The sequence below is a fragment of the Azospirillum brasilense genome (genome assembly GCF_001315015.1).
In the GTDB taxonomy this organism is placed as follows: Bacteria; Pseudomonadota; Alphaproteobacteria; order Azospirillales; family Azospirillaceae; genus Azospirillum; species Azospirillum brasilense.
Genome location: NZ_CP012914.1, coordinates 1553599 through 1578605 on the forward strand (window position 1 = coordinate 1553599; position 25007 = coordinate 1578605).

The 25007-nt window shown below is 66.8% G+C and carries 25 protein-coding genes; 16 read left to right on the forward strand and 9 right to left on the reverse strand.

The annotated features are described in order from the left end of the window. Window positions 1-17: 17 nt before the first annotated feature. The 6 genes from AMK58_RS07100 (at window position 18) to AMK58_RS07125 (ending at window position 4695) form a co-directional block, all read left to right on the forward strand. Window positions 18-764: an urease accessory protein UreF gene (locus AMK58_RS07100; protein WP_404801051.1), complete on the forward strand. Its 747-nt coding sequence runs from the start codon at window positions 18-20 to the stop codon at window positions 762-764. Continuing rightward, window positions 761-1399, forward strand: a complete 639-nt coding sequence (ureG, locus tag AMK58_RS07105) for an urease accessory protein UreG (RefSeq protein ID WP_035673506.1) — start codon at window positions 761-763, stop codon at window positions 1397-1399. Before AMK58_RS07100 ends, ureG begins: the two co-directional genes overlap by 4 nt. Before the next feature lie 100 nt (window positions 1400-1499). Next, window positions 1500-2372: a PRC-barrel domain-containing protein gene (locus tag AMK58_RS07110; protein WP_035673508.1), complete on the forward strand. Its 873-nt coding sequence runs from the start codon at window positions 1500-1502 to the stop codon at window positions 2370-2372. Between the two features lie 43 nt (window positions 2373-2415). Then, the gene (locus tag AMK58_RS07115) at window positions 2416-2835 is read left to right on the forward strand and encodes a YgaP-like transmembrane domain (RefSeq protein WP_079285464.1); all 420 of its coding nucleotides are present in this window, start codon (window positions 2416-2418) and stop codon (window positions 2833-2835) included. Window positions 2836-3137: 302 nt separating this feature from the next. Continuing rightward, window positions 3138-3923, forward strand: a complete 786-nt coding sequence (gene fabI, locus AMK58_RS07120; protein WP_014240318.1) for an enoyl-ACP reductase FabI — start codon at window positions 3138-3140, stop codon at window positions 3921-3923. Window positions 3924-4284: 361 nt separating this feature from the next. Beyond that, window positions 4285-4695, forward strand: a complete 411-nt coding sequence (locus tag AMK58_RS07125; protein ID WP_035673510.1) for a bacteriohemerythrin — start codon at window positions 4285-4287, stop codon at window positions 4693-4695. A 100-nt stretch (window positions 4696-4795) separates the two neighbouring features. On the opposite strand, the gene hutG is transcribed toward AMK58_RS07125, so the two are convergent. Continuing rightward, on the reverse strand, window positions 4796-5620 hold the full coding sequence (gene hutG / locus AMK58_RS07130; RefSeq protein ID WP_035673512.1) for an N-formylglutamate deformylase: 825 nt from the start codon (window positions 5618-5620) through the stop codon (window positions 4796-4798). A gap of 180 nt (window positions 5621-5800) precedes the next feature. Continuing rightward, on the reverse strand, window positions 5801-6151 hold the full coding sequence (locus AMK58_RS07135; protein WP_051140220.1) for an ArsR/SmtB family transcription factor: 351 nt from the start codon (window positions 6149-6151) through the stop codon (window positions 5801-5803). A gap of 289 nt (window positions 6152-6440) precedes the next feature. Here AMK58_RS07135 and AMK58_RS07140 point away from each other — a divergent pair, with 289 nt between their 5' ends. The 5 genes from AMK58_RS07140 to AMK58_RS07160 all read left to right on the forward strand — a co-directional run bounded on the left by AMK58_RS07140 (window position 6441) and on the right by AMK58_RS07160 (window position 11325). Further along, on the forward strand, window positions 6441-6911 hold the full coding sequence (locus AMK58_RS07140; protein ID WP_035673515.1) for a DUF3299 domain-containing protein: 471 nt from the start codon (window positions 6441-6443) through the stop codon (window positions 6909-6911). Between the two features lie 135 nt (window positions 6912-7046). Further along, the gene (locus AMK58_RS07145) at window positions 7047-8216 is read left to right on the forward strand and encodes a hypothetical protein (RefSeq protein WP_236778067.1); all 1170 of its coding nucleotides are present in this window, start codon (window positions 7047-7049) and stop codon (window positions 8214-8216) included. Window positions 8217-8265: 49 nt separating this feature from the next. Beyond that, window positions 8266-9513: a glycosyltransferase family 4 protein gene (locus AMK58_RS07150; RefSeq protein ID WP_338128665.1), complete on the forward strand. Its 1248-nt coding sequence runs from the start codon at window positions 8266-8268 to the stop codon at window positions 9511-9513. After that, window positions 9506-10477: a hypothetical protein gene (locus AMK58_RS07155; protein ID WP_035673639.1), complete on the forward strand. Its 972-nt coding sequence runs from the start codon at window positions 9506-9508 to the stop codon at window positions 10475-10477. The genes AMK58_RS07150 and AMK58_RS07155 overlap by 8 nt, the downstream gene beginning before the upstream one ends. Beyond that, complete coding sequence (locus tag AMK58_RS07160; RefSeq protein WP_035673521.1) at window positions 10474-11325, forward strand: glycosyltransferase family 2 protein; 852 nt, start codon at window positions 10474-10476, stop codon at window positions 11323-11325. Before AMK58_RS07155 ends, AMK58_RS07160 begins: the two co-directional genes overlap by 4 nt. A 23-nt stretch (window positions 11326-11348) precedes the next feature. Here AMK58_RS07160 and AMK58_RS07165 read toward each other — a convergent pair whose 3' ends face one another. The 3 genes from AMK58_RS07165 to AMK58_RS07175 all read right to left on the reverse strand — a co-directional run bounded on the left by AMK58_RS07165 (window position 11349) and on the right by AMK58_RS07175 (window position 15568). Then, window positions 11349-11816: a helix-turn-helix domain-containing protein gene (locus AMK58_RS07165; protein WP_035673523.1), complete on the reverse strand. Its 468-nt coding sequence runs from the start codon at window positions 11814-11816 to the stop codon at window positions 11349-11351. A 120-nt stretch (window positions 11817-11936) separates the two neighbouring features. Then, entirely contained in the window at window positions 11937-12734 is a 798-nt protein-coding gene (locus tag AMK58_RS07170) for a glycosyltransferase family protein (protein WP_236778201.1), read from the reverse strand. 29 nt (window positions 12735-12763) lie between these two features. Next, window positions 12764-15568 (reverse strand): SLBB domain-containing protein, encoded by a 2805-nt coding sequence (locus AMK58_RS07175; RefSeq protein ID WP_236778069.1) that lies wholly within the window; start codon window positions 15566-15568, stop codon window positions 12764-12766. Window positions 15569-16042: 474 nt separating this feature from the next. On the opposite strand from AMK58_RS07175, the gene AMK58_RS29430 reads away from it, so the two are divergent. Further along, window positions 16043-16675, forward strand: a complete 633-nt coding sequence (locus AMK58_RS29430) for a putative metalloprotease CJM1_0395 family protein (protein ID WP_236778070.1) — start codon at window positions 16043-16045, stop codon at window positions 16673-16675. A 24-nt stretch (window positions 16676-16699) separates the two neighbouring features. On the opposite strand, the gene aguB is transcribed toward AMK58_RS29430, so the two are convergent. Continuing rightward, window positions 16700-17596, reverse strand: coding sequence for an N-carbamoylputrescine amidase (gene aguB, locus AMK58_RS07185; RefSeq protein WP_035673529.1), 897 nt, complete (start codon window positions 17594-17596; stop codon window positions 16700-16702). A gap of 362 nt (window positions 17597-17958) precedes the next feature. Between aguB and AMK58_RS07190 the strand changes: the two genes are divergently transcribed. Beyond that, on the forward strand, window positions 17959-18483 hold the full coding sequence (locus AMK58_RS07190; RefSeq protein WP_035673531.1) for a MarR family winged helix-turn-helix transcriptional regulator: 525 nt from the start codon (window positions 17959-17961) through the stop codon (window positions 18481-18483). A gap of 43 nt (window positions 18484-18526) precedes the next feature. Here AMK58_RS07190 and AMK58_RS07195 read toward each other — a convergent pair whose 3' ends face one another. Further along, window positions 18527-19837 (reverse strand): pentapeptide repeat-containing protein, encoded by a 1311-nt coding sequence (locus AMK58_RS07195; protein ID WP_035673534.1) that lies wholly within the window; start codon window positions 19835-19837, stop codon window positions 18527-18529. A 180-nt stretch (window positions 19838-20017) separates the two neighbouring features. Between AMK58_RS07195 and phoU the strand changes: the two genes are divergently transcribed. Continuing rightward, a complete protein-coding gene (gene phoU, locus AMK58_RS07200; protein WP_035673537.1) occupies window positions 20018-20728 on the forward strand; it encodes a phosphate signaling complex protein PhoU in 711 nt (236 codons plus the stop codon). Between the two features lie 58 nt (window positions 20729-20786). Here the strand turns inward: phoU and AMK58_RS07205 are convergent, their stop codons facing one another. Both AMK58_RS07205 and AMK58_RS07210 read right to left on the reverse strand, forming a co-directional pair. Next, a complete protein-coding gene (locus AMK58_RS07205; RefSeq protein ID WP_035673540.1) occupies window positions 20787-21011 on the reverse strand; it encodes a ChaB family protein in 225 nt (74 codons plus the stop codon). 223 nt (window positions 21012-21234) lie between these two features. Continuing rightward, complete coding sequence (locus AMK58_RS07210; RefSeq protein ID WP_059398771.1) at window positions 21235-22044, reverse strand: hypothetical protein; 810 nt, start codon at window positions 22042-22044, stop codon at window positions 21235-21237. Between the two features lie 526 nt (window positions 22045-22570). Between AMK58_RS07210 and AMK58_RS07215 the strand changes: the two genes are divergently transcribed. After that, on the forward strand, window positions 22571-24130 hold the full coding sequence (locus AMK58_RS07215) for a Do family serine endopeptidase (RefSeq protein ID WP_236778202.1): 1560 nt from the start codon (window positions 22571-22573) through the stop codon (window positions 24128-24130). Window positions 24131-24234: 104 nt separating this feature from the next. Then, a complete protein-coding gene (locus AMK58_RS07220) occupies window positions 24235-24993 on the forward strand; it encodes a glycosyltransferase family 2 protein (RefSeq protein ID WP_051140223.1) in 759 nt (252 codons plus the stop codon). The last annotated feature ends 14 nt before the right edge of the window (window positions 24994-25007 follow it).

The window sequence follows — 25007 nt, forward strand, 5'->3', positions numbered from 1 at the left end:
CTCGCGAGGGAGGGGACTTGGGCGAGGATAGGCACCCTCTCCCGCGCAGCGGGGGAGGGTCGGGGTGGGGGCCCGTCTCGGCAACCCACCTCACCAAGCTCCTCGCATGGCTGTCGCCGTCCTTCCCGGTCGGCGGCTTCTCCTACAGCCACGGCATCGAGGCGGCGGTGGAGCAAGGCCTCGTCCGCGACCGCGACACGCTGGCGCGCTGGATGGACGGCATCCTGCGCCACGGGGCCGGGCGCACCGACGGCATGCTTTTCGTTGCCGCTCACCGCGCCGTGCTGGCCGGCGACGAGGCGGCCTTCGCCTGGGCGGTCGAGCGCGCCGATGCCATGCGCGCTTCCTCGGAAACCGCCCTGGAGAGCCGCGCGCAGGGGCAGGCCTTCCTCATCGCCGTGCGCGCCGCCTGGCCGCTGGAGGGGATGGAACGCTGGGACCGGGTGATCGCCGACACCGGCCGCCCGGTCGCTTACGCCGTCGCCGTGGCGCTGGCCGCCGCGCTGATCGGCGTGCCGGAGGGACCCGCCCTGTCGGCCTATCTGCACGCCGTCGCCGCCAACCTCGTCTCCGCCGGGGTGCGGCTGGTGCCGCTGGGCCAGACCGACGGGCAGAAGGCCCTGGCGGCGCTCGATTCCGTGGTGCACTCTGCGGCGGAGGCCGCGCTGACCGCCCCGCTCGACGATCTGGGCAGCCGCGCCATGGCCGTCGATTGGACCTCCATGATCCACGAAACCCAATACACGAGGTTGTTCCGCTCATGACCGCCCCGATTTCCAAGAGCCATGGTGGCCCCCTGCGTGTGGGCATCGGCGGGCCGGTCGGCTCCGGCAAGACGGCGCTGACCGACGCGCTGTGCAAGCGCATGCGCGACGATTGGGAGGTCGCGGCGATCACCAACGACATCTACACCAAGGAGGACGCCGAATTCCTCACCCGCTCCGGCGCGCTGAAGCCGGACCGGATTATGGGAGTGGAGACCGGCGGCTGCCCGCACACGGCGATCCGCGAGGATGCCTCGATCAACCTTGCCGCCGTCGACGAAATGAACCGCAAGTTCCCGAACCTCGACCTGATCTTCGTGGAATCGGGCGGCGACAATCTGGCGGCCACCTTCTCGCCGGAACTGGCCGATCTGACCATCTACGTCATCGACGTATCGGCGGGCGACAAGATCCCGCGCAAGGGCGGGCCGGGCATCACCCGGTCGGACCTGCTGGTCATCAACAAGATCGACCTCGCCCCGCTGGTCGGCGCGAGCCTGGAGGTGATGGACCGCGACGCCAGGAAGATGCGCGGTGACCGGCCCTTCGTCTTCACCAACATCAAGACGGGGCAGGGGGTGGACGCGGTCCAGTCCTTCATCGTTCAGCGGGGTGGGTTGCCGCTTCCGGGCTGACTGCTTCGCGGAAGAAGCAGGCGCGGAACCTCCGTCTTGGCCGTGCTGTTTTCCATGCGTGAGAACCACACGCACGGAAACCAAGCCGGAGGCACCCACGATGAAACGTTTGCTCCTCAGCGCCGCCATGATCGCGGGGGCGCTCGGGCCTTGGCCGGCGCTCGCCGAGACCTGCCCGGAGGGGGTGAACCGGCTGGGCCAGCGCATCGGCGCGCTGGAGGCCGCCGGAAACCAGACCCCCGCCTCCATCAGCCCGCAGGAGCTTGGCCAGCTCCGCGCCCTGCGCCAGACCGCCGAGCGCGCCGGGCAGCGGGGCGGCGAGCCGGCCTGCCAGACCATCCTGGGCGAGGCCGACGCGCTGCTGCGCTCGGTCGAGCATCCGCGCGTGGTCGCCGCCGACGATCTGTCGAAGGCCAAGCTGCACAACGCCAGCGGCGAGGAGATGGGCTCCATTTCCGAACTGGTGGTCGATCCCAACACCGGGCGCGTCGCCTACGCCGTGGTCGAGGCCGGCGGTTTCCTGGGGCTGGGCGAACGCAATTTCCCGGTTCCCTGGGCATTGGTCCAGCCGGCGCAGGCCGGTGACGGCTATGTCCTGAACGTGACCAAGGACCGGCTGACCGCGGCGCCCCAGTTCACCCGCTCCAACCGCCCGGACATGTCGGACCGGCAATGGGCGGTGGCGCTCCACACCTATTACGGAGTCCAGCCCTATTGGATGCGCGACGGTGCGGCCCTCGCCGCGGTTGGTATGCCGGAGGGTGGTGCTGCGGGATCGCCGCAGCTTCAGTCGGAGGTGCAACGCCTGTCGCAGGAGGTGGACCGGCTGAACCGCGAGCTGTCGCAGGCCCGCACGCTGGCCGATACCGCCCGCAAGCCCGACGGGACGGCGCAGCCGGGCTCATCCGGTTCGACTGGCGCTGAACCGGCGCCGGGCCAGGGCGGGTCCACGCCGCCCGCTCCGCAGCAGTGACCCCCGAAGCAGTGACTGTAGAAAAAGATCGAGGAGAGCAGCGATGGCGATGACGAGCCAAAAGGGCATGGGCAGCCGCGACGCGGCCCTGCCGGACGATCTCGAACGCATGATCAACGTCGGGCACACCGAACGCCTGGTGTCGCTGGTCGGAGGCGGGCTTCTCGCCGTGCTCGGGCTGCGCCGTCCGACCGTCGGTGGGGCGGCGCTGGCTTTGGCCGGTGGCGCCCTGGTCGCCCGCGGTCTGACCGGCTATTGCCCGGCCAAGGCGATGATGGAGGACTTGGGCGGCCATCACGGGGCGGGCACCCCTGCCGAGGATGTGGATCAGGGTGTCCACCGGTACTCCCGCCATCCCGGCGACATCTACGATGACGCCGACGAGAAGGAGAAGGTGGACGAGGCGTCGATGGAATCTTTCCCGGCCAGCGATCCGCCGTCCTTCACGCCCGGCGCCGTTTGATCGTGTGCGGTTCCATAGAAGCCGATTCTACGAAAAGGCCCCTCCGAAAGGTGGGGCCTTTGTTTTTGTTGCGGTCCTCGGTATGGATACGCAAGAAAGAGGTATGGATTACCGCTGCGGACTTCGCGTCTTCGCTGTGTGAAGGCTGTGTTACGGATAAACAAAGCGATAATGTCGGATATATTGCGACTTTAACAAGTTGCCTATGACCTTCGATTGCATTATGGTGCGTTGCACAATTCGAGTGATCCGATCTGGCGCACTCTGAATCCGGCCACTTTGCAATCCGGGAAAGCCAGCCTATGACCACGATCATCCCCGCCGCCGCCACTCTTGAAGGCAAGAAGGGCCTCGTGCTCGGCATCGCCAACGATCAGTCGATCGCGTGGGGCTGCGCCCGCGCCTTCCGCGCTCTGGGCGCGGATCTCGCGGTCAGCTACCTCAACGACAAGGCGAAGCGCTTCGTCGAGCCACTGGCCCAGCAGCTCGAAGCGGAGATCTTCGAGCCGGTGGACGTCACCGGCGAGGGTGAGCTGAAGGCCATCTTCGAGAAGATCGAGCAGAAGTGGGGCAAGCTGGACTTTGCGCTGCATTCCATCGCCTTCGCCCCGAAGGACGATCTGCACGGCCGCGTCGTCGATTGCTCGCGCGAAGGCTTCCAGATGGCGATGGACGTGTCCTGCCACTCCTTCATCCGCATGGCCCGCTACGCGGAGCCGCTGATGAAGGACGGTGGTTCGCTGTTCACCATGTCCTATTTCGGCGCCAACCGCGTGATCGACAATTACGGCGTCATGGGTCCGGTCAAGGCTGCCCTGGAAGCCAGCGTGCGCTATCTGGCGGCGGAGCTGGGCCCGAAGGGCATTCGCGTCCACGCCATTTCCCCCGGCCCGATCAAGACCCGCGCCGCCTCCGGCATCGCCCATTTCGATGAGCTGATGGAGAAGGCTGCGGAGCGCGCGCCGGAGCAGCGCCTCGTCACCATCGAAGAGGTCGGTTACACCACCGCCTTCCTGGCGACGGACGGTGCCAAGGGCATCACCGGCAGCACCACCTACGTGGATTGTGGCTATTCGATCGTCGGCTGATCGGACGTTGTTTGACAGGTAAGTTGGGGCGGCCGATCATCGCCTCATCTTCATAAAGTCGATGCGAAGGCAGGCGGAAACATGACGTTTCCCCTGCCTTTTCGCGTCTTTGTTTTGGTGCGGCAAAATGCCATGTGACGATCGTATGCGTTCGTTTTGTAGAAAATGCGCTCATAATGCAGGCAAAGGCCGCCGGTTGCGGAGTCGGCGGTAACAAGGGTCGCGGCGTCCGGTATTTACGGTTCCTTGACGGGTTGCGCACCTTCATCTTCAGTTGCGCAAGTGCGGCGCGCTTCCCTTCAATGCGGTGGCTTTCGGCAGGATTGCCCGGTGGCCGCGGAAGACAGGGTGCGGAGGGTTCATGGGTGTCATTACGTGGAGGCGGCAGCTCAGCGTCGGCCAGCCGTCCATCGATGAAGATCACAAGCACCTGATCGAGTATCTGAACGAATTGGATGCTGCGCTGAATGCGCGCAGCTTCATGCCGGTGCGCGTTGCGAAGATCCTTATGAAACTGTTGGAATACACCCAGCAGCACTTCGCCCGAGAAGAGAAGATCATGCAGGCCGTGCATTATCCGAAATTCGAGGAGCATGTCCGCCAGCATCACGAAGCGGTCCGGACCCTGAGCGAACTGTCCGCGGTCTTCACGCGGGACCCGACCCATCAGAACGCCGAGCGAATCTACACTTTTACGGCGGATTGGCTGGTCCACCACATCATCATGCAGGATACGCAGTTGACGCCGTATGTGCGGGGTGTCTGGGTCTGATACGGACGGCGCCTGAAGGCTTCGTCCGTATCACCCTTTCAATCAATGCTCTCGCATTGATCTGCCGTGTCCGCCCATGGTCTGAGGGCCGGGCAGGGCGTTACAGGAAAGCGCTGCGTCGCCGGCCGGCGGCGTTCTCCCACGCCCACTCGACGACGAGGCTCAGCAGCCGCTCCAGCGTCGGACGGAGCTGACGCGCCGGCTCCTCGCGGAAGCCGAAGGGAGCCTCCTCATCCATATAGGTGGCCTGTGACAGTTCGAGCTGGATCGAGTGGATGTTGTCGGCGGGGTTGCCGTAACGGCGGGTGATGAAGCCGCCCTTGAAGCGTCCGTTCTGCACCGAGGAGAAACGCCCGGTCGCGGTGAGCACGTTCATCACCCGGCCGACCAGAGCCGGCGAGGCGCTGGCCCCTTCCGCCGTGCCCAAGCTGAAGTCCTGAATCTGCCCGTCGAAGAAACGCGGCACGCGCGACCGGATGGAATGGGCGTCGAACAGCACCGCCACGCCGAAGCGCTCCTTCAGCGCCTGAAGCTCGCCGTTGAGCTGCTCGTGATAGGGGCGCCAATAAGCATCGATCCGCCGCTGCACCTCCGCCGCATCCGGTTCCTGCCCCGGGCGATAGACCGGTTGATGATCGAAGGTGGTGAGGGGGCAGAGCTCGGTGTTGCTGGTGCCGGGATTGGGAATGGCGCCCTCGGGATCGCGGTTGAGGTCGATCACATAGCGCGAGAGGAGGGGCTTCAGGAAGCCGATGCCCAGCGCCGGGGCGAAGTGATAGAGGCGGTCGAGATGCCAGTCGGTGTCCGGCACCGCCAGCGCGGAGTCGGTCATGGTGGTTGCGATGTCCGGCGGCACGACGGTGCCGACATGCGGGATGCTGAGCAGTACAGGGGTTTCCCCCGGCTGGAAGCGGAACGTCTCCATGCCAACACCCCTTGTTTCCTGGCCCGATCCTTCAGGCCATTCGTGTAACAACGGTTTGATGCGCCGCAGCATAATCGGAACTATGCGGCGCAACCGGCATGGCGGTCAAATCCTATTGCGTATTTGTTATAAAGGCTTCAAAGGGTTGTGGCGGCCGAAGCCGCCGCAACCGGAACCGCCTCAGGTTTCCAGGTCGCCTTCGCTTTCCTCCGCCACATGGTCGACCATGTCCGAGAGGACGCGCCGGATGTGCTCGTCGGTGATCAGGTAGAAGACGCGGTTGCCGCGCCGTTCCGCCTGGATCAGCCGTCCCGCCCGCAGCAGGCGGAGATGATGGCTGACCAGGGATGGCGACAGGCCCAGCGCCGCCGCCATGTCGCCGACCGAGGTCGAGGTGTCCAGGCAGGCCAGAATGATGCGCAGCCGGCTGGGATCGCTCATCAGGCGGAACATGTCGGCCAGTTCGGTGGTCTGGTCTTCGGACAGGCGGAGATGCGCCGGCTTGTCCTTCGGTGCTGACCCTTTTTGCATGCCGCGTTGATTCCCGCTCGTAAAGTTTTTATCGGTGGTTGCCGCTCTTACAAAGTATAGGTCAGCGGCCGCGTCAATCCTATAGGTCGGCAAAGCGATGCCCGAAGTCGCCGGGTGACGGCATCTTACGTATGGCCTAACGCTCGCCTGTTGACCTTGGGCGAAGGCTCGGGAACAATTCGGCCACAAGTACGGCGGTCTGGGACAAGGCCGCATAGGACGCCTTCAACGATCGAATGAACGGTCGAACGAACGACCGAAACGGGCAGGATCGAGGGGGAGGACCGCCATGACGTCGCGTCGACAGGTTTTGCTGCCGCTCGCGCTGGCCCCGGTGGCCGGCTGGGCGATCTGGGCCACCAACGCCAGCGAACCCACGCATCCCGCCGGGCCGTTCCATCTGCCGCTGGATGACACTACGGCGCTGTGGCGGGATCTGGTGCAGGTCCGTATGGAAGGGCCTGCTGCCAATCCGGTCTTTCCGACCCGCGTCAGGGCGCTGGAGGGAAAGCTGGTGACGGTGCGCGGCTTCATGGTGCCGTTGAGTGATGCCCCGTCCCACAACCGCTTCATCCTCGCCGCCAATCCCATCTCCTGCTCGGCCTGCCATAGGCCCAGCCCGTCCACGATGCTGCACGTCCACAGCCAGATTCCAGTCCGCGAGTCCCAGGCCCCGATGCTGATCACCGGCACGCTGCGGCTGAATCCTCTGGAAGGGTTGTTCTACCGTCTCGACCGGGCTGAGCTGCGCTACGCCTGATAGCTGCGGTTCGGATTGGCCGTTCCTTTTTTTGGCGAGTCGTGAAATCCTGCCATGCGTTCGAGTCGGACGGGTGGCGGGAAACACGTGGCCGGAAGGGATATGGCTCTGTGGCGTGCTGCCGGGTTGTTCCTGGTGCTCGTTCTCTATGGTCTGCTGAGCGCACCGGCACCGGCAGAGATCCGCTTGGCGGAGGCGGCCATTGGTGCGCTGCTGGTGCTGGGTGTCGGGTTGCTGCGTTCCCTGTGCGTGGCGACGGGCCAGACGTTGCTGGAGTGTGATTCGCCGCCGTGGGAGACGCCCGCGGTGCTGGCTCTGGCGGTGCTGTTGTGGTGCCCGCTGATGCGCGGCGTGTGGCTGGATTGGGCGCCCGGCGACATGGTGCGCGACGTGGTGCCCCTGATTTATCTGTTTCTCCCGGTGCTGCTGGCGCCGATGCTGCGCGCCGCTCCCGACCGGGCAGTGGGGCTGCTGGCCGGCGGTCTGGCGGTAGCCGGCGTGGGGTTCGCGTTGCGCTGGTGGAGGCAGGCGGATTGGGGATTCGGCGCCGTCGGTGTCCGAGCCATGGCGGATGGTGGCGTCTATCTTCTCAACGCTCCATCGGTCCTGTTCGCCGCCATCGCGTTGCCAGCCTTCGGGATAGGGATGCTGATGCATGGCGGGTGGCTGCGGCGCGCGGCCGGTGCGGTTGCGATCCTGGGTGGACTGCTGTGTCTTGCGGCGCTGGCCGGAGCGGTCCATCGGATGGCGCTGGGACTTGCCGCCATGGCCTTCGCCGCATTGGGGCTGTGGTGGCTGCGCCGGGCACCGCTGGCCGGGCTGGGGATGGGGGTGGCAGCGCTGCTGTTTGTGGCGTTGTTTCCCGAGGCGCTGTTTGGCGCCTTGGAACGTGTGGCCGAGAAAACCCGGCTGGCCGGGGCGAACACCCGTTGGGAGGAGGCGGAGGCCGCACTCGGGCAGGCCTTGTCCTCCCCGGCCGCCTTTCTGTTCGGGCAGGGGGGGGGGGCGCTCCTCGCCAATCCGGCGGTGGGCGGTTGGCGCGTGTCCTACACCCACACGCTCGTGACCTACGCCCTTGCCAAGACCGGCGTGATCGGTCTGTGCGCGCTGCTTGCCTATCTTGGCGGCCTCGCTCCGCGTGTGCTGGCGCTTCTCCGCTCCGATCCTGCGCTTGGCTGGGCGGTGTTGGGGCCACTGCTGATGGCGCTCGGGGCGCACACCAGCTTCAAGTACCTCGACACTGGCCTTTTGCTCACCCTGGCGATGGTGGCGGCGGAGCGCCGGAAGCGGTTGCCGCCATCCTGAAGGAAATGCATACTTATGCGTGTTAATCCACTTCATAGAACATTCATCCGTGGACTTACCCTCCATCCTGTTCGTAAACCGTGTATTTCCTCCGGATAAGGGGGCGACCGGGCGTTGCGTGTCCGACTTGGCGGAGCGGATGGCGGCGGTGGGCTGGCGGGTCACCGTGGTTGCGGACGGCCGCGGCCCCAGCGACGCGCCGCCCGGCGTCAGCGTCCGCCGGACCGGCGGGGATGCTCCGCTTGATGAATGGGCGAAGCCCGGAAATCCGCGGCTGACCGCCCGCGGCTATCTTGCCGCCGCGGTTCGGCTTATTCAGCGGGCTTTGCGCCTGCCACGGCACGACATCGTCGTGACCATGACCGATCCGCCGCTGTTGGCTTGTGCCGGTCCGCTGATCGCCGCCCGCCATGGCGCGGCAGCCATTCATTGGAGCCAGGATGTGTTCCCGGCGTTGCTGCCGGTGCTCGGCATCCGCTTGCCGGAACCGCTGATGCGAATGACGGAGCGGGCCGCTGTTCGGGCGCTTCGCCGCCACGACGCGGTGGTCGCAATCGGGCGCTGCATGGCTGGCCGTTTGACGGCGGCGGGCGTGCCGGCCGAACGGATCACCGTCCTGCCGAACTGGCCCGACCCGCGCATCCGGTCAGCGCCTCGGGCGGAGAATCCATTCCGGCTGGAGCACGGGCTGGGCGACCGCTTCACTGTGGCCTATTCGGGAAACATGGGGCTGGCCCACCCGATGGACGCCGTTCTGGAGGCGGCGACTCTGCTGGCGCACAGCGATCCCGACATCGCAATTCTGCTGATTGGCGAGGGGCGTCGTCGGGCTGCCGTGGCGGAGGAGGTGGAGCGACGTGGGCTGATGAACGTCCGGCTGTTGCCGCTCCAACCGCCGGACCGACTGGCCGAGAGCCTGTCCGCCGCGGATCTGCATCTGGCGACCATGGATCCACGGGCGGAGGGATTGCTGGTGCCCAGCAAGGTGGCCGGCGCGCTGGCGGCCGGCCGGCCCTGTCTGTTCCTGGGGCCGGCGGGCAGCGACGCGGCGGTCATGCTGGACGGTTGCGGGCAAAGACTGGCGCCGGGTGACGCAGCCGGGTTGGCCGACGCGGTTCGTCGCTACGCCGGCGATCCGATCCTGTGCGCGGGGCACGGGGCGCGGGCGCTCTCCGTCGCATCGGCCTGGGATGCTACGGCGGCGGCGCGGCGTTTCACGGCACTTGCGGATGGACTGCGTCAGACGAAACTGCGCAACGCAGCCGTTCTGCCGGGGCGAAGTCTGCCCCATGCCTGATGGAATGCCGCTGCGCCGCTCCCCTTTGGAGATCGAGGCGATGGAGTCGGGGCTGCGGCTGCGCCGGTTCCTGCGGATGATGCGGGAGGGCTGGCCGATCCTGCTCATCGGGACGGTGCTGGGGGTGGTGGCGTCCGTGACTGCCCTGCGTCTGGTGATTCCGCAATACACCGCGGTGATGGTGATCGGGCCAACCGCCCGCGTCGGTGCGGCGGCCATGGGCGCACGACTGCCCGTTCTGATCGGCCGGGAAACCGCCGCGGCGGCATCGGAACCCGGCCCGGGGGACGAGATCCTCTCGGACTTCGCGCGCTACCTCCAACTTTTCACCTCCATCCCTGTGGCGGAGCGGATGATGGCCGATCCGGCGCTGCTGCGAGGCCTGTTTCCCGACCGCTGGAGCGAGGAGACGGGTGGCTGGCGCCCCGCGCCTGGGCCAGTCGCGTCCGCCAAGCGGTTGTTCCTCGCGCTCGTTGGCCGGTCGGATTGGGTGGAGCCAGACGCAGAGAGGGTGACAAGCGCGCTTCGCGATCGGCTGACTGTTGACATGGTGGGCAGCGGGCCGATGCGGCGCCTGCGGCTGCGCCATCCCGACCGCGCCATGGCGCTGCGGATTCTTTCCGCCGCGGCCCAGGCGACCGACGCCCATCTGCGGGCGGAGGCGTCCCGGCGCACAGCCGCACAAATTGCCCATGTCCGCGCCCGTCTGGCCGGGATCACCGTGGCGGAGCATCGCCGTGCCCTTGCCGACCTGCTGTCGGAGCAGGAGCGGATCGCCATGATGATCGAGGTCGATTTGCCGCTGGCGGCGGACGCCATCGAACCGCCCGCCGCGGCGCAGCGCCCGGATTGGCCGAATCCCCTGACGGTCGTTCCCGTGGCGGCGCTGGTTGGACTGGTGGCCGGGGCGCTCGTCGTCAGTCTGCGGCGCCTGTGGCAGGCGGGTGGGGAGGCGACTCCATGATCCCCGTGTCGGTCGTGGTGATGACCCGCAACGAGGCGGCCAACCTCCCCCACTGTCTGCCCGCGCTGAAGCGTTTCGCCGAGCGCTTTGTGGTGGACAGCGGCAGCACCGACGGGACGCCGTCCATTGCCGAAGCGGCGGGCGCGCGGGTCGTGCCTTTTCGGTGGGACGGGGGGTATCCGAAGAAGAAGCAATGGTGTCTGGACCGGCTGCCGTTCCGTCAGGATTGGGTCCTGTTCGTCGATGCGGACGAGCGACTCGGCGGCGCGCTGGTGGAGGAGATCGCCGCGCTGATGGCCGCGGGGCCGCGGCATACCGGGTACTTCATCGACGGTCATCCGGTGTTCTTGGGCCGGCGCCTGCGTTTCGGCGCGCGCAACCGGAAACTCGCCCTGTTCGACCGCCGGAAAGCGCACTTTCCGACCGTGCCCGACCTTGATGTCGCCACCATGTGGGAGGTCGAGGGCCATTACCAGCCGGTGATCGCCGGAACCGTCGGACGGTTGCGCCATAGCCTGGACCATGCCGACGACAAGCCGGTTGCTGCGTGGTTCGACCGGCACGCCCGTTACGCCGACTGGGAGGCGGCGCTACGGTCCGATGGGCGGATGAGGGATCTGGTCGCCTGGGAGTGCGGTGCGCGCCGATGGCTCAAGGCTTTGTTCGACGTGGTGCCGGCCCGTCCGTTTCTGGTCTTTCTGTATGGCTATGTTTGGCGCCTGGGCTTCCTGGACGGTGGTCCGGGGTTCCAGCACGCGCTGGCGCGGGCCTTCTACTACTGGCAGGTTGGTGTGAAGATCGCGGACGCGAGGCGGCGGGCCGAGCCTCCCGCGTCCACCGATGACTGAGGGTCGGATGACGGTGCCGTGCCTTACACCGCCTCGTCCAGGGCGCGCTCGCCGCCCAGCGCCTTGAGAAGGTCGAAAGTGCGCTTGCGCACGGAGGAGTCCTCAATGCGGTAATAGGCCCGGACCAGCTCCAGGGTTTCACGGCGGGCCATCGACTCGAACTCTTCCGTCTCGGACGGCGGAATGTCGGGCGACGGGGTGGCGATATGCTCCGGCGACGGCATGTCTTCGAAGAAGTAGCTGACCGGGACGCCCAGAACCTGCGACAGGTTGAAGAGACGGCTGGCGCTGATGCGGTTGGACCCGCGCTCGTACTTCTGGAGTTGCTGAAAGGTGATGCCCACCGCCTCGCCCAGTTTCTCCTGGCTGAGACCGAGCAGGGTGCGGCGCAGCCGCAGCCGGGCGCCGACGTGGATGTCGATCGGGTTGGGCCCTTCACCACGGCGTGACAGCGTGTGGGCGGGTGATAGCTTGGATTTCGTGGCACTCATAATAGACCCTCAGTATGGAGGTGGTTGCCGCCACCAGGGAAATTGGTTAGTTCAGAAAGTAAATTCTATGCAACTTTTCGTGCGCATCAATAGCTAGATGCGTGAAACAGCCGGCAAAGTTTATGAAAGAAACGATCGTTCATTTGGTGAGAAACGATATTTCGCGTAAAGCCAAGGAATTGTCTGGCGTACGGTAAGAGCAAGCCATTGTAATACCCGCAATGTTGCGTTGGCAGCACTGCCCAGTCCAAGCAGCTCGCGGCGGATGTCCGCCTGCTCCCGCCGGCCACGCGCCGGTTCCCGCTGGGACCGCCCGCCGGGGGAGAAGATGCATACCGAAAGTGGCAATCGGTGCGCCGGGTCCCCTTGCTTGAGGACCGTCAAGGTGAACGCATAGTCGGCGGCCAGCGTGTGGCGCAGATCGAATCGGACGCTCGACAAGGCGGTCAACCGGTAGACCATGGCTTGGTGATGCGTGAACATGCCCAGCAGGGCGCGGCGATGCGAGCGGGCCGGCTTCACGACCAGACACCCGCCGGGAAGCTCCTCCAGCGAGTCCCCGTAGAACAGGCCGGCAGCCGGACTGGCGGTCAAAATGGGAAGAAGCCGCTCCAGCACCTGACTGTCGGCCAACCGATCCCCGGCGTTGAGGAACAGGACGTGGCTGCAAGGCGGGCCGCAGGATGGCGCCCGTTCGGTTATGGCGTCCAGCGCAGTGTTCATGGCGTCATACAGGCCGCGGTCGGGCGACGAGCGCCACCAGACGGCCTCGCCCCCGTGGCAGGCCAGCCAGCGGGCCGTCCCGTCGGTTGACCCGCCGTCCGCTACGAACCAATCGTAGGCCGCCAGGGTCTGGGCGCGCAGGCTGGCACGGGTGGCGAGCAGGCCGGGCAAGTCGTCGCGCACCACGGTCACCACGGCCAAGCGTACCGTTCCCCCGCCTTCCGTCACTCGGAGATCACCGCGATGGCCGCCGCTGAAATGGCAAGCTGGCCGAGGATGGTGCCGATGTTCTTGGAGAACTCCATCAGGTCGAACGGCTTCGGGTCGCGCGGCACCACGATGGCGGAGCCGGGCGGGATCGCCGTGACGGTGTGGTTCCAGGAGGACAGGGACAGCGGCTGCGCCCGCCCGTCCGGCAGAATCAGGAAGATGCGGGCGTCGTCAGCGTTGCGGCTCGCTCCACCCGCTTCCCGCAGATAGGCTTCGGCGGTCTTGCCGCTGACGAACTGTGCGGCGGTCGGATGAAGCACCTCGCCTGTCACGGTGACGGTGAGGGGGCGTTTCGGGATCAGAATGCGGTCGTCCGGCTCCAGAAGCACGTCCAGTTCCGGTCGCCGGCGCAGCATCTGCGGGTCGGCCTCGACAACGATGCGGCCCAGCGGCTCCACCCCACGCAGTTGCGTCGCGAGTTGCCGGGCCAGCCCGACCACGTCCGAGCGCGCGGCTTCGCCCTTCTCGACCTCCTGCACCATCCAGCGTTCCAGGTCGCGGGCCTGCTGGTCGAACCAGGCGCGCTCCCGCTTGCGCTCGCTGTCGCGCAGGAAGCTGGTCCCGGCGGGATAAGCCTCCTCCGTCAAGCCGCCGGCCCGGTCGATCAGTGATGACAGCGTCTCGCCACGCGCCACGTCGTAGGAGCCGGGACGGCGCACAGCGCCGGAGATGGTGACCGCCCGCGCCTCCAGCGTTCGAGGGGTGGGGTTGACGCGCAGGCTGTCACCCGGATGCAACGCCGTCCGGGCGGATGCGCCATCGCGAAGATCCAGGCGGCGGCGCTGGCCGGTGGTGGTGGTGACCTCCAGGCTGGCGAGGTCCGCGGTCGCGGAGAGGCCGCCGGCGGTCGCAATAAGGGCGTCAATGGTCGCCGTTTCCGCCACCGGATAGGTGCCTGGAGCGCGCACGGCGCCACGCACCTGCACCCCGCGTTCCCGCACCAGCGCCGCGACGCTGTCGGGAAGCGGTGGCCCGGCGTCGGGTGGTCCGGCGTCCCCCTGTGGGGGCTCGGGCTTGCTGTCCTTGTCCGAGGGACCGGCCAGCAAACGGACCTCGGCGCTGGAGAGCAGCCACACCCGATCGCCGTCGGCGAGCGCGCGGTTGGCCTGTCCGGAGGCGACCTCCCGCGGTGAGAAAGGAAACAGACGATGGGCGAGGGTGCGCCGGTCGAAGCGTTCGATGACGCCCAGCAGGGGATAGACATCCCGCTTCAGGGCGTCGCCTCCGGCCAGCGCATCGCGCAGCGTGGCGCCTCCGGCCAGGGGGCGGACGCCGGGACGGCGGGCATGGCCGGTCAACTCGTAGACGGGGACGTCCGGTTCCAGAATGGCTCCGGCCACCGCCGGACGGCGCTGCGTTGCGCCGCCAACCATGGGTATGTCGTCGTAAGGTCCGGACGCCGGCCCGCCGGCGGCAAGCGCCAGTGCCGCGGCGCTTCCTCGTGCGGCGGAGGGGTAAAAGCCGGGGCGGGCCACTCCACCCATCAGCAGGCTGGAATGCTCCAGCGCGAAGACGAGCAGGTCGGGAACGGCTTCAAACAGGGGAGGGCAAGGTGTGCGCCCGCCGGTGAGCCCAGCCGCTGCCCGGGCCTGGGGGCCGTTGGCAAGCGGACCATCCGGCTGCGCCGTCAACGCGCGGGCCAGCACCACCAGACCACGGCACGCGTTCGCAGCCGGCTCGCGCGCGCCGCGCAACAGGTCCAGCACCGGTTCGGAGGTCAGGAAATCCACCTCGTCCGCGCCCAGCACGTAGAGAGTGTCGCTCTCGGCCAGGGGACGGCGGTCACGGCCGTTGAGCACGGCCCTCAGGTCGATTGGCCGGAGAACGCGCGCGCGGCTGTCCGGGCTGGTCGAGGCCAGCACCGCGAAGGGGAGATAGGGCGCCGGCCCCAGATCCGCCGCCGTAACCAGGGTCGCGATGGTCGGGGTTCGCTCCAGCGCCCTTGGGCCGGGGCGCAGGACATGGCCGTCCAGGCGCAGGCCGCCGCTCCGGTTCTCGCGGCGGGGGGCCAGCAGCAGCAGGTCGCCGTCAGTCAATGGGGGGGCGTCCGTCTCAGCCAGTTCCTCCACCCGCTCCTCGCCGTTCGGACCGATTGCGTAGCGAAGCGCCCGATGCGAGCCGGGCCGCAGAAGGCCTCCGGCCATCTCTGTCGCGACGGCGACCGGCAGGCGATCCTCGCCGGGTGGAAGCTCGTAGACACCAGGGCGCTTAAAAGGACCGGCGAGCGCCACGGTGGGACCAAGCGGGGGCACGAAGACCCGGTCGCCGTCGCGCAACCGGATACCTGCGTTCGCGCCGTCCCCGGTCATGAACAGATCGTACAGGTCGATGGGCAGCCCATTGGATGGGGCGCCTCCGGTGACGGTTCCTCCGGCGGCGTGGGCATGGAACAGACGGATGCGGCGCAGCGATCCAGCGCGGGTGACGCCGCCAGCGGCGGTCAGCGCGTCGATCAGCGTGGCGAAGGCTCCGACCTCCTGCCGCCCAGGACGGGCCACGGCGCCGGTCACCAGAACACCGATCCGTCGGATTTCGGTCACCGAAACATACACCTCGGTGTCCGGAAAGGAGGCGGTCACGGCGTTCGCCAGTTGGGCACGCAAGTCCGCCAGGGTCAGGCCTTGCGCCACGACGGGTCGAACGTCGTCCGCGGTCAGCAGCCCGGTTGCGTCGATGACGTGGCGTTTGCTGGAGGATTTCTGGCCACGCAGGGTCACCAGAAGCTCATCGCCCGGACCCAGCGTGTAATCAGCCTGCACGCCGCCCGATCCATCCCGCCGTGGCGGCTCCTCGCCGAACTGGTCGTAGCCGAACTGGAGAAGGACGGAGCCCGCCCGCTCGCTGTATGCCGACTCGATTGACGACAGAGTTTCTGCGGTCGGCGCGGGTTTCGCTTGAGGCGCCACCGCCGGAGTGCGGGCATTGAGCGCCGGGGATGCCGGTTCCGCTGCCGATACGACGAACCCCCAGACGGTCAGCGCCGTCAACGGCACCAAAAGAGTGAGAAATATGCGCAAGGAGTCACACGAGGATTGTGGTTTTGCCGCATCCCGGTTCCCGACCGGCACTAAAATCCGGGAGTTATGAATACTATTGCGTGCATAAACCTGAAAAGGCAACGGCCAAGCTGCGTTGCCGCGCCGTCACGCCGCGTGTAGACTGCGCACATCGGGTTGAACGCGCAGGAGCCGCGGCCGATGGTTGCGGGTATATCATCCAGTGGCGTTTATGGCGTGCCGCTCCTGCGGCCCGGCCAGTCGGCGCGCGACCGCAGTCCGGACGGTGTTCAGGACACCAGCCGGAAAAGTGCCGGTCAGGAAAGCAAGGAACGGGACGCCACCGTCCAGCCCGGCGCGCTGACCGACGATCAGCAGCGGCAAGTCCAGGACCTCAAGCGCATCGACGCCAGCGTCCGCCAACACGAGGCGGCGCATCAGGCGGCAGGCGGCCCTCATGCGGGCGGCGCCTCCTTCACCTTCACCCGCGGACCGGACGGCAAGAACTACGCGACCGCCGGGGAAGTGCAGGTGGATGCCGGCGCGGAAAGCGACCCCGAAGCCACCGTCCGCAAGATGGACACGGTCAAGGCGGCAGCCTTGGCGCCGTCCGACCCCTCGGCCCAGGACCTTCGCGTCGCCCAGCAGGCTGACGCCATGAAAATCCAGGCGCAGCAGGAGTTGCGGCGGAAGGGGGCGGAGCCGGCGGGCGCGCGGAACGGCGATGCGCCCGATGGGCGGGACAGCGGGGATGACGGCGCGAGGCCAAGCGACACCGCCGCGCCGGCCCTTGCGGCGCGTGGCGCGGCGGCTTATGCGTCGGCCTTCGGCATTGGCCAGCGGAGCGGCACCGCCGGCATCATGGTGTGATGCCGGACGGTCCGGTTCCGATTCTCAGCGGCGGACGGGGGTCTCGCCGTCAAGGGTCAGCAGCGGGCCATAAAGCTCCGGCCGCCGGTCGCGGAAGATGCCCCAGGACGCGCGCTGAGCGGCGATGCGGTCAAGATCAAAACTGGCGGTCAGGACCGCCTCGCTGTCACGGTCGGCCTGCGCGACCAGTTCCCCGGTCGGTCCGGCGATGAAAGAGGAGCCATAGAAGGTGATTCCGCAAGTCTCACCCTCTTCCCGGCCGATGCGGTTGGAGGCGACCAGCGGCATCAGGTTGGCTCCGGCATGGCCCTGCATGACCCGCGTCCAGTGGGCTTGGCTGTCCAGCGCGCCGTCTTGTGGCTCGGACCCGATGGCGGTGGGATAGAACAGGATCTCCGCACCCTTCAGCGCCATGGCGCGGGCCGATTCCGGGAACCACTGGTCCCAGCAGATCGCGCAGCCGATGGCGGCGTAGCGGGTCTTGTAGACCTGGAAGCCGGTGTCGCCGGGGTTGAAGTAGTATTTTTCCTGATAGCCGGGACCGTCCGGAATGTGGGACTTGCGGTAGACGCCCAGAACCGTGCCGTCCGCATCGATCATCGCCAAGGAATTGTAATAGGCGTTTCGCGCCCGTTCGAAGAAGCTGGTGGGGATGACCACGGACAGTTCGCGGGCGAGCGCGCTCATGCGCGCGATCACCGGGTGATCCTCGATCGGGTGGGCGAGGGCGAACAGATCCTGCTTCTGGTCCTTGCAGAAATAAGGTGTTTCGAACAATTCCTGCGGCAGGATGATCTGGGCGCCGCGCGCCGCCGCGTCGCGCACGAGGCGTTCGACGCCGTTCACATTGGCGTCGCGGTCCCAACCGCAGGCCATCTGGGTCGCAGCGACGGTGACGGTGCGTCCGGTGGTGGGGCGCATAGGCTGGTGCTCCTGTGTTCTTGCCTGGTGCCGTGCCGTGTTAGTCGGCGGATGGTCGGGCGTGCAACCCCATCTCCGCCCTGTCACAAACCTTTCAGAATCATCAGCGTTGCCGATCCGGGCGGTTTCATGGTCCAGCCATTACCGGTGGAGAGTCGCAGAACTCAATAGTCATACGCATAAATATGAAAAACGCTCACCAAGGATCGCGCGATGGTAATGCGACATATTATTGCATGCACAAGAAATTTAAATCCGCAATTGTTTTGCGATTTTTTCGAGAGTGGATATGATCGGACAAGTTGATTTCGTCCGCCGCACCGCACCACGGCCTGACGGACGCCTGCCGAGAGATCGTCGTCATGGTTGGCCGTTTCAAGAGACAGGAATCCATACTCTCTGAGCCGCAAGGGGAGGGTGCCGACGCACTCCTCCCATCCGGCGTGACCTTGCCGCGGGCCGTGCGGGAGGTGCATCGTGCCATCGCGCGCGCACTTCAGATCCGCATCGTCGACCATGGTGTCAGCATGGGGCAGTGGTACTTTCTTCGCGCCCTGTGGGAGGAAGACGGACTGACCCAGCGCGAATTGAGCCAGCGGGTCGGCATGATGGAACCCACCACGGTGACCGCACTGAACAACCTGGAACGCTGTGATCTCGTTCAGCGGGTGCGCAACCCGTACGACCGGCGCAAGGTGAACATCTACCTGACGCCAAAGGGAAAGGCGCTGCGGGCCGACATCCTGCCCAACGTGGAGGAGATCGAGGAAGCGGCAACCCAGGGCATCGCTCCGAGCGAATTGGAACTGACCGTCAGCGTACTGCGCCGCGTGTCCGCCAATCTCGGCGGCATGCCGCCGGCCGGCGGGGACGACGATCTGGGGTAGGGGGTGCGTGGCGGTCGAACGAGCCCCACGCCGGTCGCTCCGCTCAGTCGTCCAGATCGGGAGGCGGCGGCAGGCTGGCGCCGGTCAGGTTGGCGCCGGTGAAGCGCGCGTCGCGGATGTTCGCGTCGCTGAGAATCGCCCCGGTCAGGTCGGCGCTGGAAAAGTCGCAGCCGGCCAGATTTGCCCCACGCATGTTGGTGCGGATGCAGGAGGCTCCGGTGAAGTTGCTGCCGGTCAGATTGGCTGCCCACAGCCGCCCGGTCGGTCGGCCGTCCGGACCCTTTATGTCGACCCAGCCGATGCCCGCCCCGTCGAAACGGGCACCGGACAGGTTGGCGCCGCGAAGCGTGGCCCCGTCAAGGATGGCGCCGCTGAAGTCGCTGTCGGTCAGGTCGGCGGCGGAGATATCGCACATGATGAGCAGCGAATCGCGCATCTTGGCGCCGACCAACCGCACCCCGCGCAGGTTCGCGCCGGACAGATTCACGCCGTGAAGGTCGATGTGCGACAGGTCCGCTCCGCTGAGGTCGGCGCGCGATCCCATGGCGCCGTTGGTGTTGATCCAAGTGTAATGGTTGTGCAGCGCCTCCTGGATCTGGATCGAGAAATTCTCGGCCGAGCGCGCCATATTGGCGCCGGTGGTGTCCGCCCCGGCAAGATCGGCCCCTTCCATCTTCGCGCCCTGAAGATCGGCGTTGCGCAGATTGGCGCCGGCGAGCACCGCGCCGTTCAGGTTGGCGTCGCGCAATATTGCGCCCTGGAGGTTGACGCCGGACAGGTTGCAGCCCCGCAGGTCGGCACGGGCAAGATTGCAGTTCTTCATGGTCGAGCGCATCAGCGTGGCCCCGGCCATCAACGCGCCTTCGCAGTCCGCCCCGTTCATCGACACGTCGGTCAGGTCGGCGCCGGACAGGTTGGCGTTCGACATCATCGCGTCGTCCATGTCGCTGCCGGACAGATCCGACCGTACGAAGTCCAGGCCCTTGCCGCCGTTCGCCCCGTTCCCGCCGTACAGCAGAGCGCCGCCGCGCAGGTCGGCTTCCTTCAGGATCGCCCGCTTCAGCTTGGCGCCGCGCATGTGGGCGCCGCGCAGATCCGCCCGGTAGAGGTTGCAGCCGGTCAGGTCGGCCTTGGTCAGATGAGCGGCAAACAGGTCGGCGTGGCTGAGATTCGCGTTGGACAGGTCGCAATGGGCCATGTTGGCCCCCGACAGCTTGCCTTGCGTCAGCTCCACCCCGGCGAGATTTGATCCCTCCAGGTTGGTCATGGTCAGGTTGGCGCGATTGCCGCCCGACCGGTTCTTCAGCCAACGCTCGTGCTTTTCCAGCACGGCGACCAACTCATGTGGCGTCATGACCCCGTCCGACGATCGGCCCGCTCCCGGCGCAGCGCAAGGGATGGGCGCGGTTACTCCAGCGCTTTGACAGTGTGATAAGATAATCTGGTTTAATTGTTAACATGACGTTCCGCAGCCGTGTGCGACGCGAAGCTGAACCGGTGCGATACGGCGAAGGAACAAAGGGAAGGGCTCGGAATGACCGGCGGACATACGGTGGCGGCCTTCGACGCCGAACTGGCACGCCTGCACCAGATCATCGTGATCATGGGACGGCGGGTGGAGGAGCAGTTCGCCGCCGCGCTGCAGGCCATCGCGGAGCGGGACGCCGGCAAGGCCGCAAGGGTGATCGAGGGCGATGCCGAGATCGACCGGCTGGAACTTGAGTTGGAGGCGTTGAGCGTGCGGTTGCTGGCTCTGCGTCAGCCGATGGCGAAGGATTTGCGGGACATCGTGTCGGCGCTCAAGATCGCCTCGAATCTTGAGCGCATGGGCGATTTCGCGGGTTCGGTCGCCAAGCGCGCGGTCACGTTGGCGGGTTTGCCCGTGGAGCCGCCCGTCGCTTCGCTGTCCTGGATGGGCGAGACGGTGCTCGGCATGATCCGCGACGTGGTGGCGGCCTATGATGGTCAGGATGCCGAGCGCGCGATGGCCGTTCGCAATCGGGACGGGCAGGTCGATGCGGCGTACACCAGCCTGTTCCGCGAATTCCTGACCTACATGATGGAGTCGCCGGCGCAGATCACCGGCTGCACCCATCTGCTGTTCGTGGCGAAGTCCATCGAGCGGGCCGGGGACCACGCCACGAACGTGGCCGAAAACATCTGTTACATCGTTCAGGGGCGTCTGCCGTCCGAGGAACGGGCAAAGGGCGACCTCAGCAGCTTCACCGTGGTGGAGAAGGAATAACGGTGTTTGCTGCGGCCCGCCGGGCAATGGTGACGGGCGCCCTAATGGCTGTGGCGCCTCAATGCTTGGGGCGCCACCCGCTGCCGTCCGGTTCGTAACGCCGCCGGACCGCGGCCCAGGCGACCTTATGGGCCAGCAACTCGCGCTGCATGGCGTGGCGAGCCTCCGGCGACCGGCAGCCCTGCCAAGTGTGATTGAAGGCCGATCGGTAAATATCCTGCGCCGGCAGCGGCAGGCACCGCTTTACCGAATCGGGCAGCTCGGTGTTCCTGCGGAAGGTCATGGGGCGTTCCTCCGGGATTATGCTTGTTTTGTTGCCTCCATTATAACTGCTATTCCACTGATGTTCGTAGGGCTTTTTCCGGTGACGTTGGAGGTAGGCCGTGCCCTCCGACGGCCTAGATCGAAGGTCCGGTGGCCATGAAAAAAGCCCTTCCCCGGTCGTGGGGAAGGGCTTTTCAATGACCCAAGCAACGTCGCAAAGACCCGTTCTGACCGGACCTGACTTACGGCGTGCGGCGTGCGGTGCGGTGCGCCGGGATCGGAATGGGCCGGATCGCCTGTTCTTCGCGGCGGCTGGCCGACATATCGATCTCGATGCGGGCCAGAGCCTTGCGCAGTTCGTGCACGGCTTCCGACAGAAGCTGGATCGACGCCTCACCCGGCTGTTGGCGCCAACCGCGATAGGCGTTCAGGCAACCGCGTGCGGTGTCGCGCAGCCGTGCCTCGACGGCATCGACCGGCGGAGGGTTGGTGCCGGCCGACCGGCTTCCATCCGCCGCGGCGGGCTGCGGAACGGGCTGGGCGGCAGCCGCCGCCGGCGCGACGGGGGCAGGCTGAGGAGCCGGCTGCGGCTCCGGACGGTTGAGGCGCAGCGTCTCGGTCTGAGCCGGAGCGGCGGGTTGAGCCGGTGTGGGCTGGGGAGCCGCCGTCGTCGGAGTTGCAGCCGGAGCCGTGGACTGGGGGGGCTGGGCCGGAGCAGGTGCCGCGCTGCGCCGCGCCGGCTTGGCTGGGACCGGAGCTTCCGGAGCAGGTGGCGGTTCCTCCGCCAGCGCATCTCCGGCCGGCGCTTCCGCGGCGGCCTCGGAGGTGGCGTCGGTGGCGGCGCCCTCCTCGATCGGCGCATCCTTTTCGTTGGCCGCCTCGGCCTTGCGGATGATGTAGGAAATGGCGCTCGGCGTGCATTCGAATTCACGCGCGATTGCCGACAGGGTTGCGCCGGAACGGTAACGCTCAAGAATCTGCGGCCACGCCGACTGGGGGATTCGTCCGCGCTTCTTCGGAGCCTCCGGTTCGGACCCGGTTTCTGCGTTCATTATGTCGCTCGGTTGCCAAAGTGAATTTTGAGTCATGGGTACGCTGCTTGGGCCGTATCGCGCGCCTTCTGACGCCGCGGCACGCGGGCGCGTGCACGAGCATCACGTCAGGAGCCGTTTTTGCGTGCGATGTTGTCGGTACGGATGAATATCGGGAACTTGCTGGGAAAATGCCAGAAGAACTTTGCGCCGCATGGAAAAATTGCGCTTAGGCTGGTCGCCGGAGCCTTAGTCCGAAGGCTGGATTGCCTTGTGGCGGCTGTTTGCGCGAAATGCATAGGAACATCCGCTGGCGAGAATTTTAAAAACTGTATTTCACGAATCGGTCGTGCAGGAACCGGTTGCAAAGGGGTTTAAAAACCACGGCGGTCCGGAATGCGTTGCGGAGCGTTCTGTTGACATGAAGCGCCCATCGCAAGGCGCGCGCTGTCCGACTGGCGGAGTTTCTTTCATGCCGCATTCCATCGATCGATTCCGGCCCTTGTCCGGCTCTGTCCCGCGCCAAGCCGGATTGACGTCCGGATTGATGTTTGGATCCGCATCACGATTGGCGGCGTCCGCGCCCGCGGGTCTTGTCGCTGTCCTTCTCGTTCTGGCGGCTCCGGCGTTTGCGCAGGACGCGGGGGGAACCCCTCCGGCTCCGGCTGCACCGCCGCTGGCGTCCGCCCTGCCGCCCAACGCTCCGCCCACCTTCGCCGATCTCGCGGAGAAGCAATTGGACGCTGTGGTCTTCATATCCACCACGCAGGCGCCTCCCCAGGGTGGTCCGCAGGCGGGACCGCGCGGCCCGGAACTTCCCGGCTTTCCGCCGGGTTCGCCTTTTGAAGAGTTCTTCCGCGAGTTTCGTGACCGCCAGCGCGGCCAGCCGCAACAGCAGCAACAGGCGCCGCGTCCGACGGCGGCGTTGGGTTCCGGCTTCATCATCGACCCGGCGGGCTTCGTCGTTACCAACAGCCATGTGGTGTCCGAGGCGACGGAGATTTCCGTCACCATGCACGACGGCACGAAACTGCCGGCGAAGCTTGTCGGTGTGGACGGGCCGACCGACCTCGCCGTGTTGAAAGTTGACAGCAGAAAGCCGTTGGTTTCCGCCCCGTGGGGCGACAGCGAGGCGCTGCGGGTCGGCGATTGGGTGGTCGCCATCGGCAATCCCTTCGGTCTCGGCGGATCGGTGACCGCGGGAATCCTGTCCGCGCGGCAGCGCGACATCCAACAGGGACCCTACGACGACTATCTGCAGACCGACGCCTCGATCAACCGCGGCAACTCCGGTGGACCGCTCTACAACCTCAACGGCGAGGTGATCGGCATCAACACCGCCATCTATTCGCCGACCGGCGGGTCGGTCGGCATCGGCTTCGCCATCCCGTCCTCCATCGCGCGCCCGGTCATCGAGCAGTTGCGCGACCACGGGCAGGTGCGCCGCGGCTGGCTGGGCGTCCAGGTGCAGGGCGTGACCCCGGACATCGCCGAAAGCCTGGGCATGCAGGAGCCGGCGGGCGCCTTGGTGACCAGCGTGTCTCCGGAGGGCCCGGCGGGGAAGGGCGGCGTCCGGCAGGGCGATGTCATCACCCGCTTCAACGGCGAGTCCATCGAGCAGATGCGCGAGTTGCCGCGCGTCGTCGCCGCGACCAAGATCGGGGCCGCCGTGCCGCTGGAACTGCTGCGCGAGGGCAAGGCCGAAACCCTGACCGTGACGGTGGGGGAACTGGAGCCGCAGGAGCAGGTCGCGCTGTCCGGGTCGAGCGGAGCGCCCCGTCCGGAAACGACCATCGACACCAAGCAGGTCCTGGGCCTCACCCTGTCGCAATTGACCCCTGGGCTGCGCGACAGCTTTTCCATCAATCCCGACGTCGAGGGCGTGGTGGTGACCGAAGTCGGCGATGCCAGCGCGGCCAGCGAGCGCGGGATCGAGGCTGGCGACGTCATCGTGGAAGCCGGGCAGGAGCCGGTGAAGACACCGGAAGATCTGAACCGTCTGGTCGACGACGCGCGCAGCCAGGGGCGCAAGACCGTGCTGATGCTGCTCAGCCGCGACGGCGACCTGCGCTACGTGCCGATGCCCATCGAAGACCGCAAGGGCTGAGGACGGCCAGAGACTGTCCCTTGGGGCTGTCCCAACCTTTTCCTCTACCGTTTGCCGGGCGGCGGGAGTAATTTGCCCGCCACTTGGCGAATGGGATTAATCCAGTGAGCGTAGATTCCGAGGGCCGTCCGCCCGTGCGGCTGTCGGTCGTGGTTCCGGTCTTCAACGAGGCCGAAAACGTCCTTCCCCTTCTTGAGGAAATCGAGCGCGCGCTGTCGCCCGCCGATGCGCTGGGCCGCGCCTTCGAAGTGATCTATGTGGACGACGGTTCCAGTGACGACACGCTGACGCGCCTCGCCCCCGTGGTCGCCGCGGGCCGCCTGCGGCTGGTCCGCCATGTCCGGCGGTCCGGGCAGAGCGCAGCCGTGCGCACCGGTGTCAAGGCGGCGCGCGGGGAGTGGATCGCCACCCTCGACGGCGACGGCCAGAACGACCCCGCCGACATTCCCGCCCTGTTCGCCCTGGCCGCCAAGGGCGGTCCGGACGCGCCGGTGCTGGTCGGCGGCCTGCGCAAGAAGCGGCAGGATACGCTGTCCAAGCGGCTGGCCTCGCGCTTCGCGAACGCGGTGCGGCAGTCCTTCCTCCAGGACGGCTGCACCGACAGCGGTTGTGGGTTGAAGCTGTTCCGCCGCGACGCCTTCCTCGATCTGCCCTTCTTCGGGGCGATGCACCGCTTCCTGCCCGCCCTGTTCCGGTCGCACGGTCATCCGGTGGCCTATGTGCCGGTCAACCACCGCCCGCGGGAACGCGGCGTGTCCAAATACACCAACTGGCGTCGCGGGCTGATCGGCGTGGTCGATCTGCTGGGCGTCTATTGGCTGAAGCGGCGCACCGCGCTGTCTCCCGCGGTCGAAGACCGCTGAACCCTTTCCCATCC

Excerpts from the sequence above, each read along its gene's own strand:
- hutG (WP_035673512.1), bottom strand. The coding sequence starts at position 5,620 with ATGGAGACGTTCCGCTTCCAGCCGGGGGAAACCCCTGTACTGCTCAGC.
- AMK58_RS07135 (WP_051140220.1), bottom strand. The coding sequence starts at position 6,151 with ATGCAAAAAGGGTCAGCACCGAAGGACAAGCCGGCGCATCTCCGCCTG.
- AMK58_RS07215 (WP_236778202.1), top strand. The coding sequence starts at position 22,571 with ATGTTTGGATCCGCATCACGATTGGCGGCGTCCGCGCCCGCGGGTCTT.
- fabI (WP_014240318.1), top strand. The coding sequence starts at position 3,138 with ATGACCACGATCATCCCCGCCGCCGCCACTCTTGAAGGCAAGAAGGGC.
- AMK58_RS07110 (WP_035673508.1), top strand. The coding sequence starts at position 1,500 with ATGAAACGTTTGCTCCTCAGCGCCGCCATGATCGCGGGGGCGCTCGGG.
- phoU (WP_035673537.1), top strand. The coding sequence starts at position 20,018 with ATGACCGGCGGACATACGGTGGCGGCCTTCGACGCCGAACTGGCACGC.
- AMK58_RS07195 (WP_035673534.1), bottom strand. The coding sequence starts at position 19,837 with ATGACGCCACATGAGTTGGTCGCCGTGCTGGAAAAGCACGAGCGTTGG.
- AMK58_RS07165 (WP_035673523.1), bottom strand. The coding sequence starts at position 11,816 with ATGAGTGCCACGAAATCCAAGCTATCACCCGCCCACACGCTGTCACGC.
- AMK58_RS07160 (WP_035673521.1), top strand. The coding sequence starts at position 10,474 with ATGATCCCCGTGTCGGTCGTGGTGATGACCCGCAACGAGGCGGCCAAC.
- AMK58_RS07140 (WP_035673515.1), top strand. The coding sequence starts at position 6,441 with ATGACGTCGCGTCGACAGGTTTTGCTGCCGCTCGCGCTGGCCCCGGTG.
- AMK58_RS07155 (WP_035673639.1), top strand. The coding sequence starts at position 9,506 with ATGCCTGATGGAATGCCGCTGCGCCGCTCCCCTTTGGAGATCGAGGCG.
- AMK58_RS07210 (WP_059398771.1), bottom strand. The coding sequence starts at position 22,044 with ATGAACGCAGAAACCGGGTCCGAACCGGAGGCTCCGAAGAAGCGCGGA.
- AMK58_RS07190 (WP_035673531.1), top strand. The coding sequence starts at position 17,959 with ATGGTTGGCCGTTTCAAGAGACAGGAATCCATACTCTCTGAGCCGCAA.
- AMK58_RS07125 (WP_035673510.1), top strand. The coding sequence starts at position 4,285 with ATGGGTGTCATTACGTGGAGGCGGCAGCTCAGCGTCGGCCAGCCGTCC.
- AMK58_RS07115 (WP_079285464.1), top strand. The coding sequence starts at position 2,416 with ATGGCGATGACGAGCCAAAAGGGCATGGGCAGCCGCGACGCGGCCCTG.
- AMK58_RS07205 (WP_035673540.1), bottom strand. The coding sequence starts at position 21,011 with ATGACCTTCCGCAGGAACACCGAGCTGCCCGATTCGGTAAAGCGGTGC.
- aguB (WP_035673529.1), bottom strand. The coding sequence starts at position 17,596 with ATGCGCCCCACCACCGGACGCACCGTCACCGTCGCTGCGACCCAGATG.
- ureG (WP_035673506.1), top strand. The coding sequence starts at position 761 with ATGACCGCCCCGATTTCCAAGAGCCATGGTGGCCCCCTGCGTGTGGGC.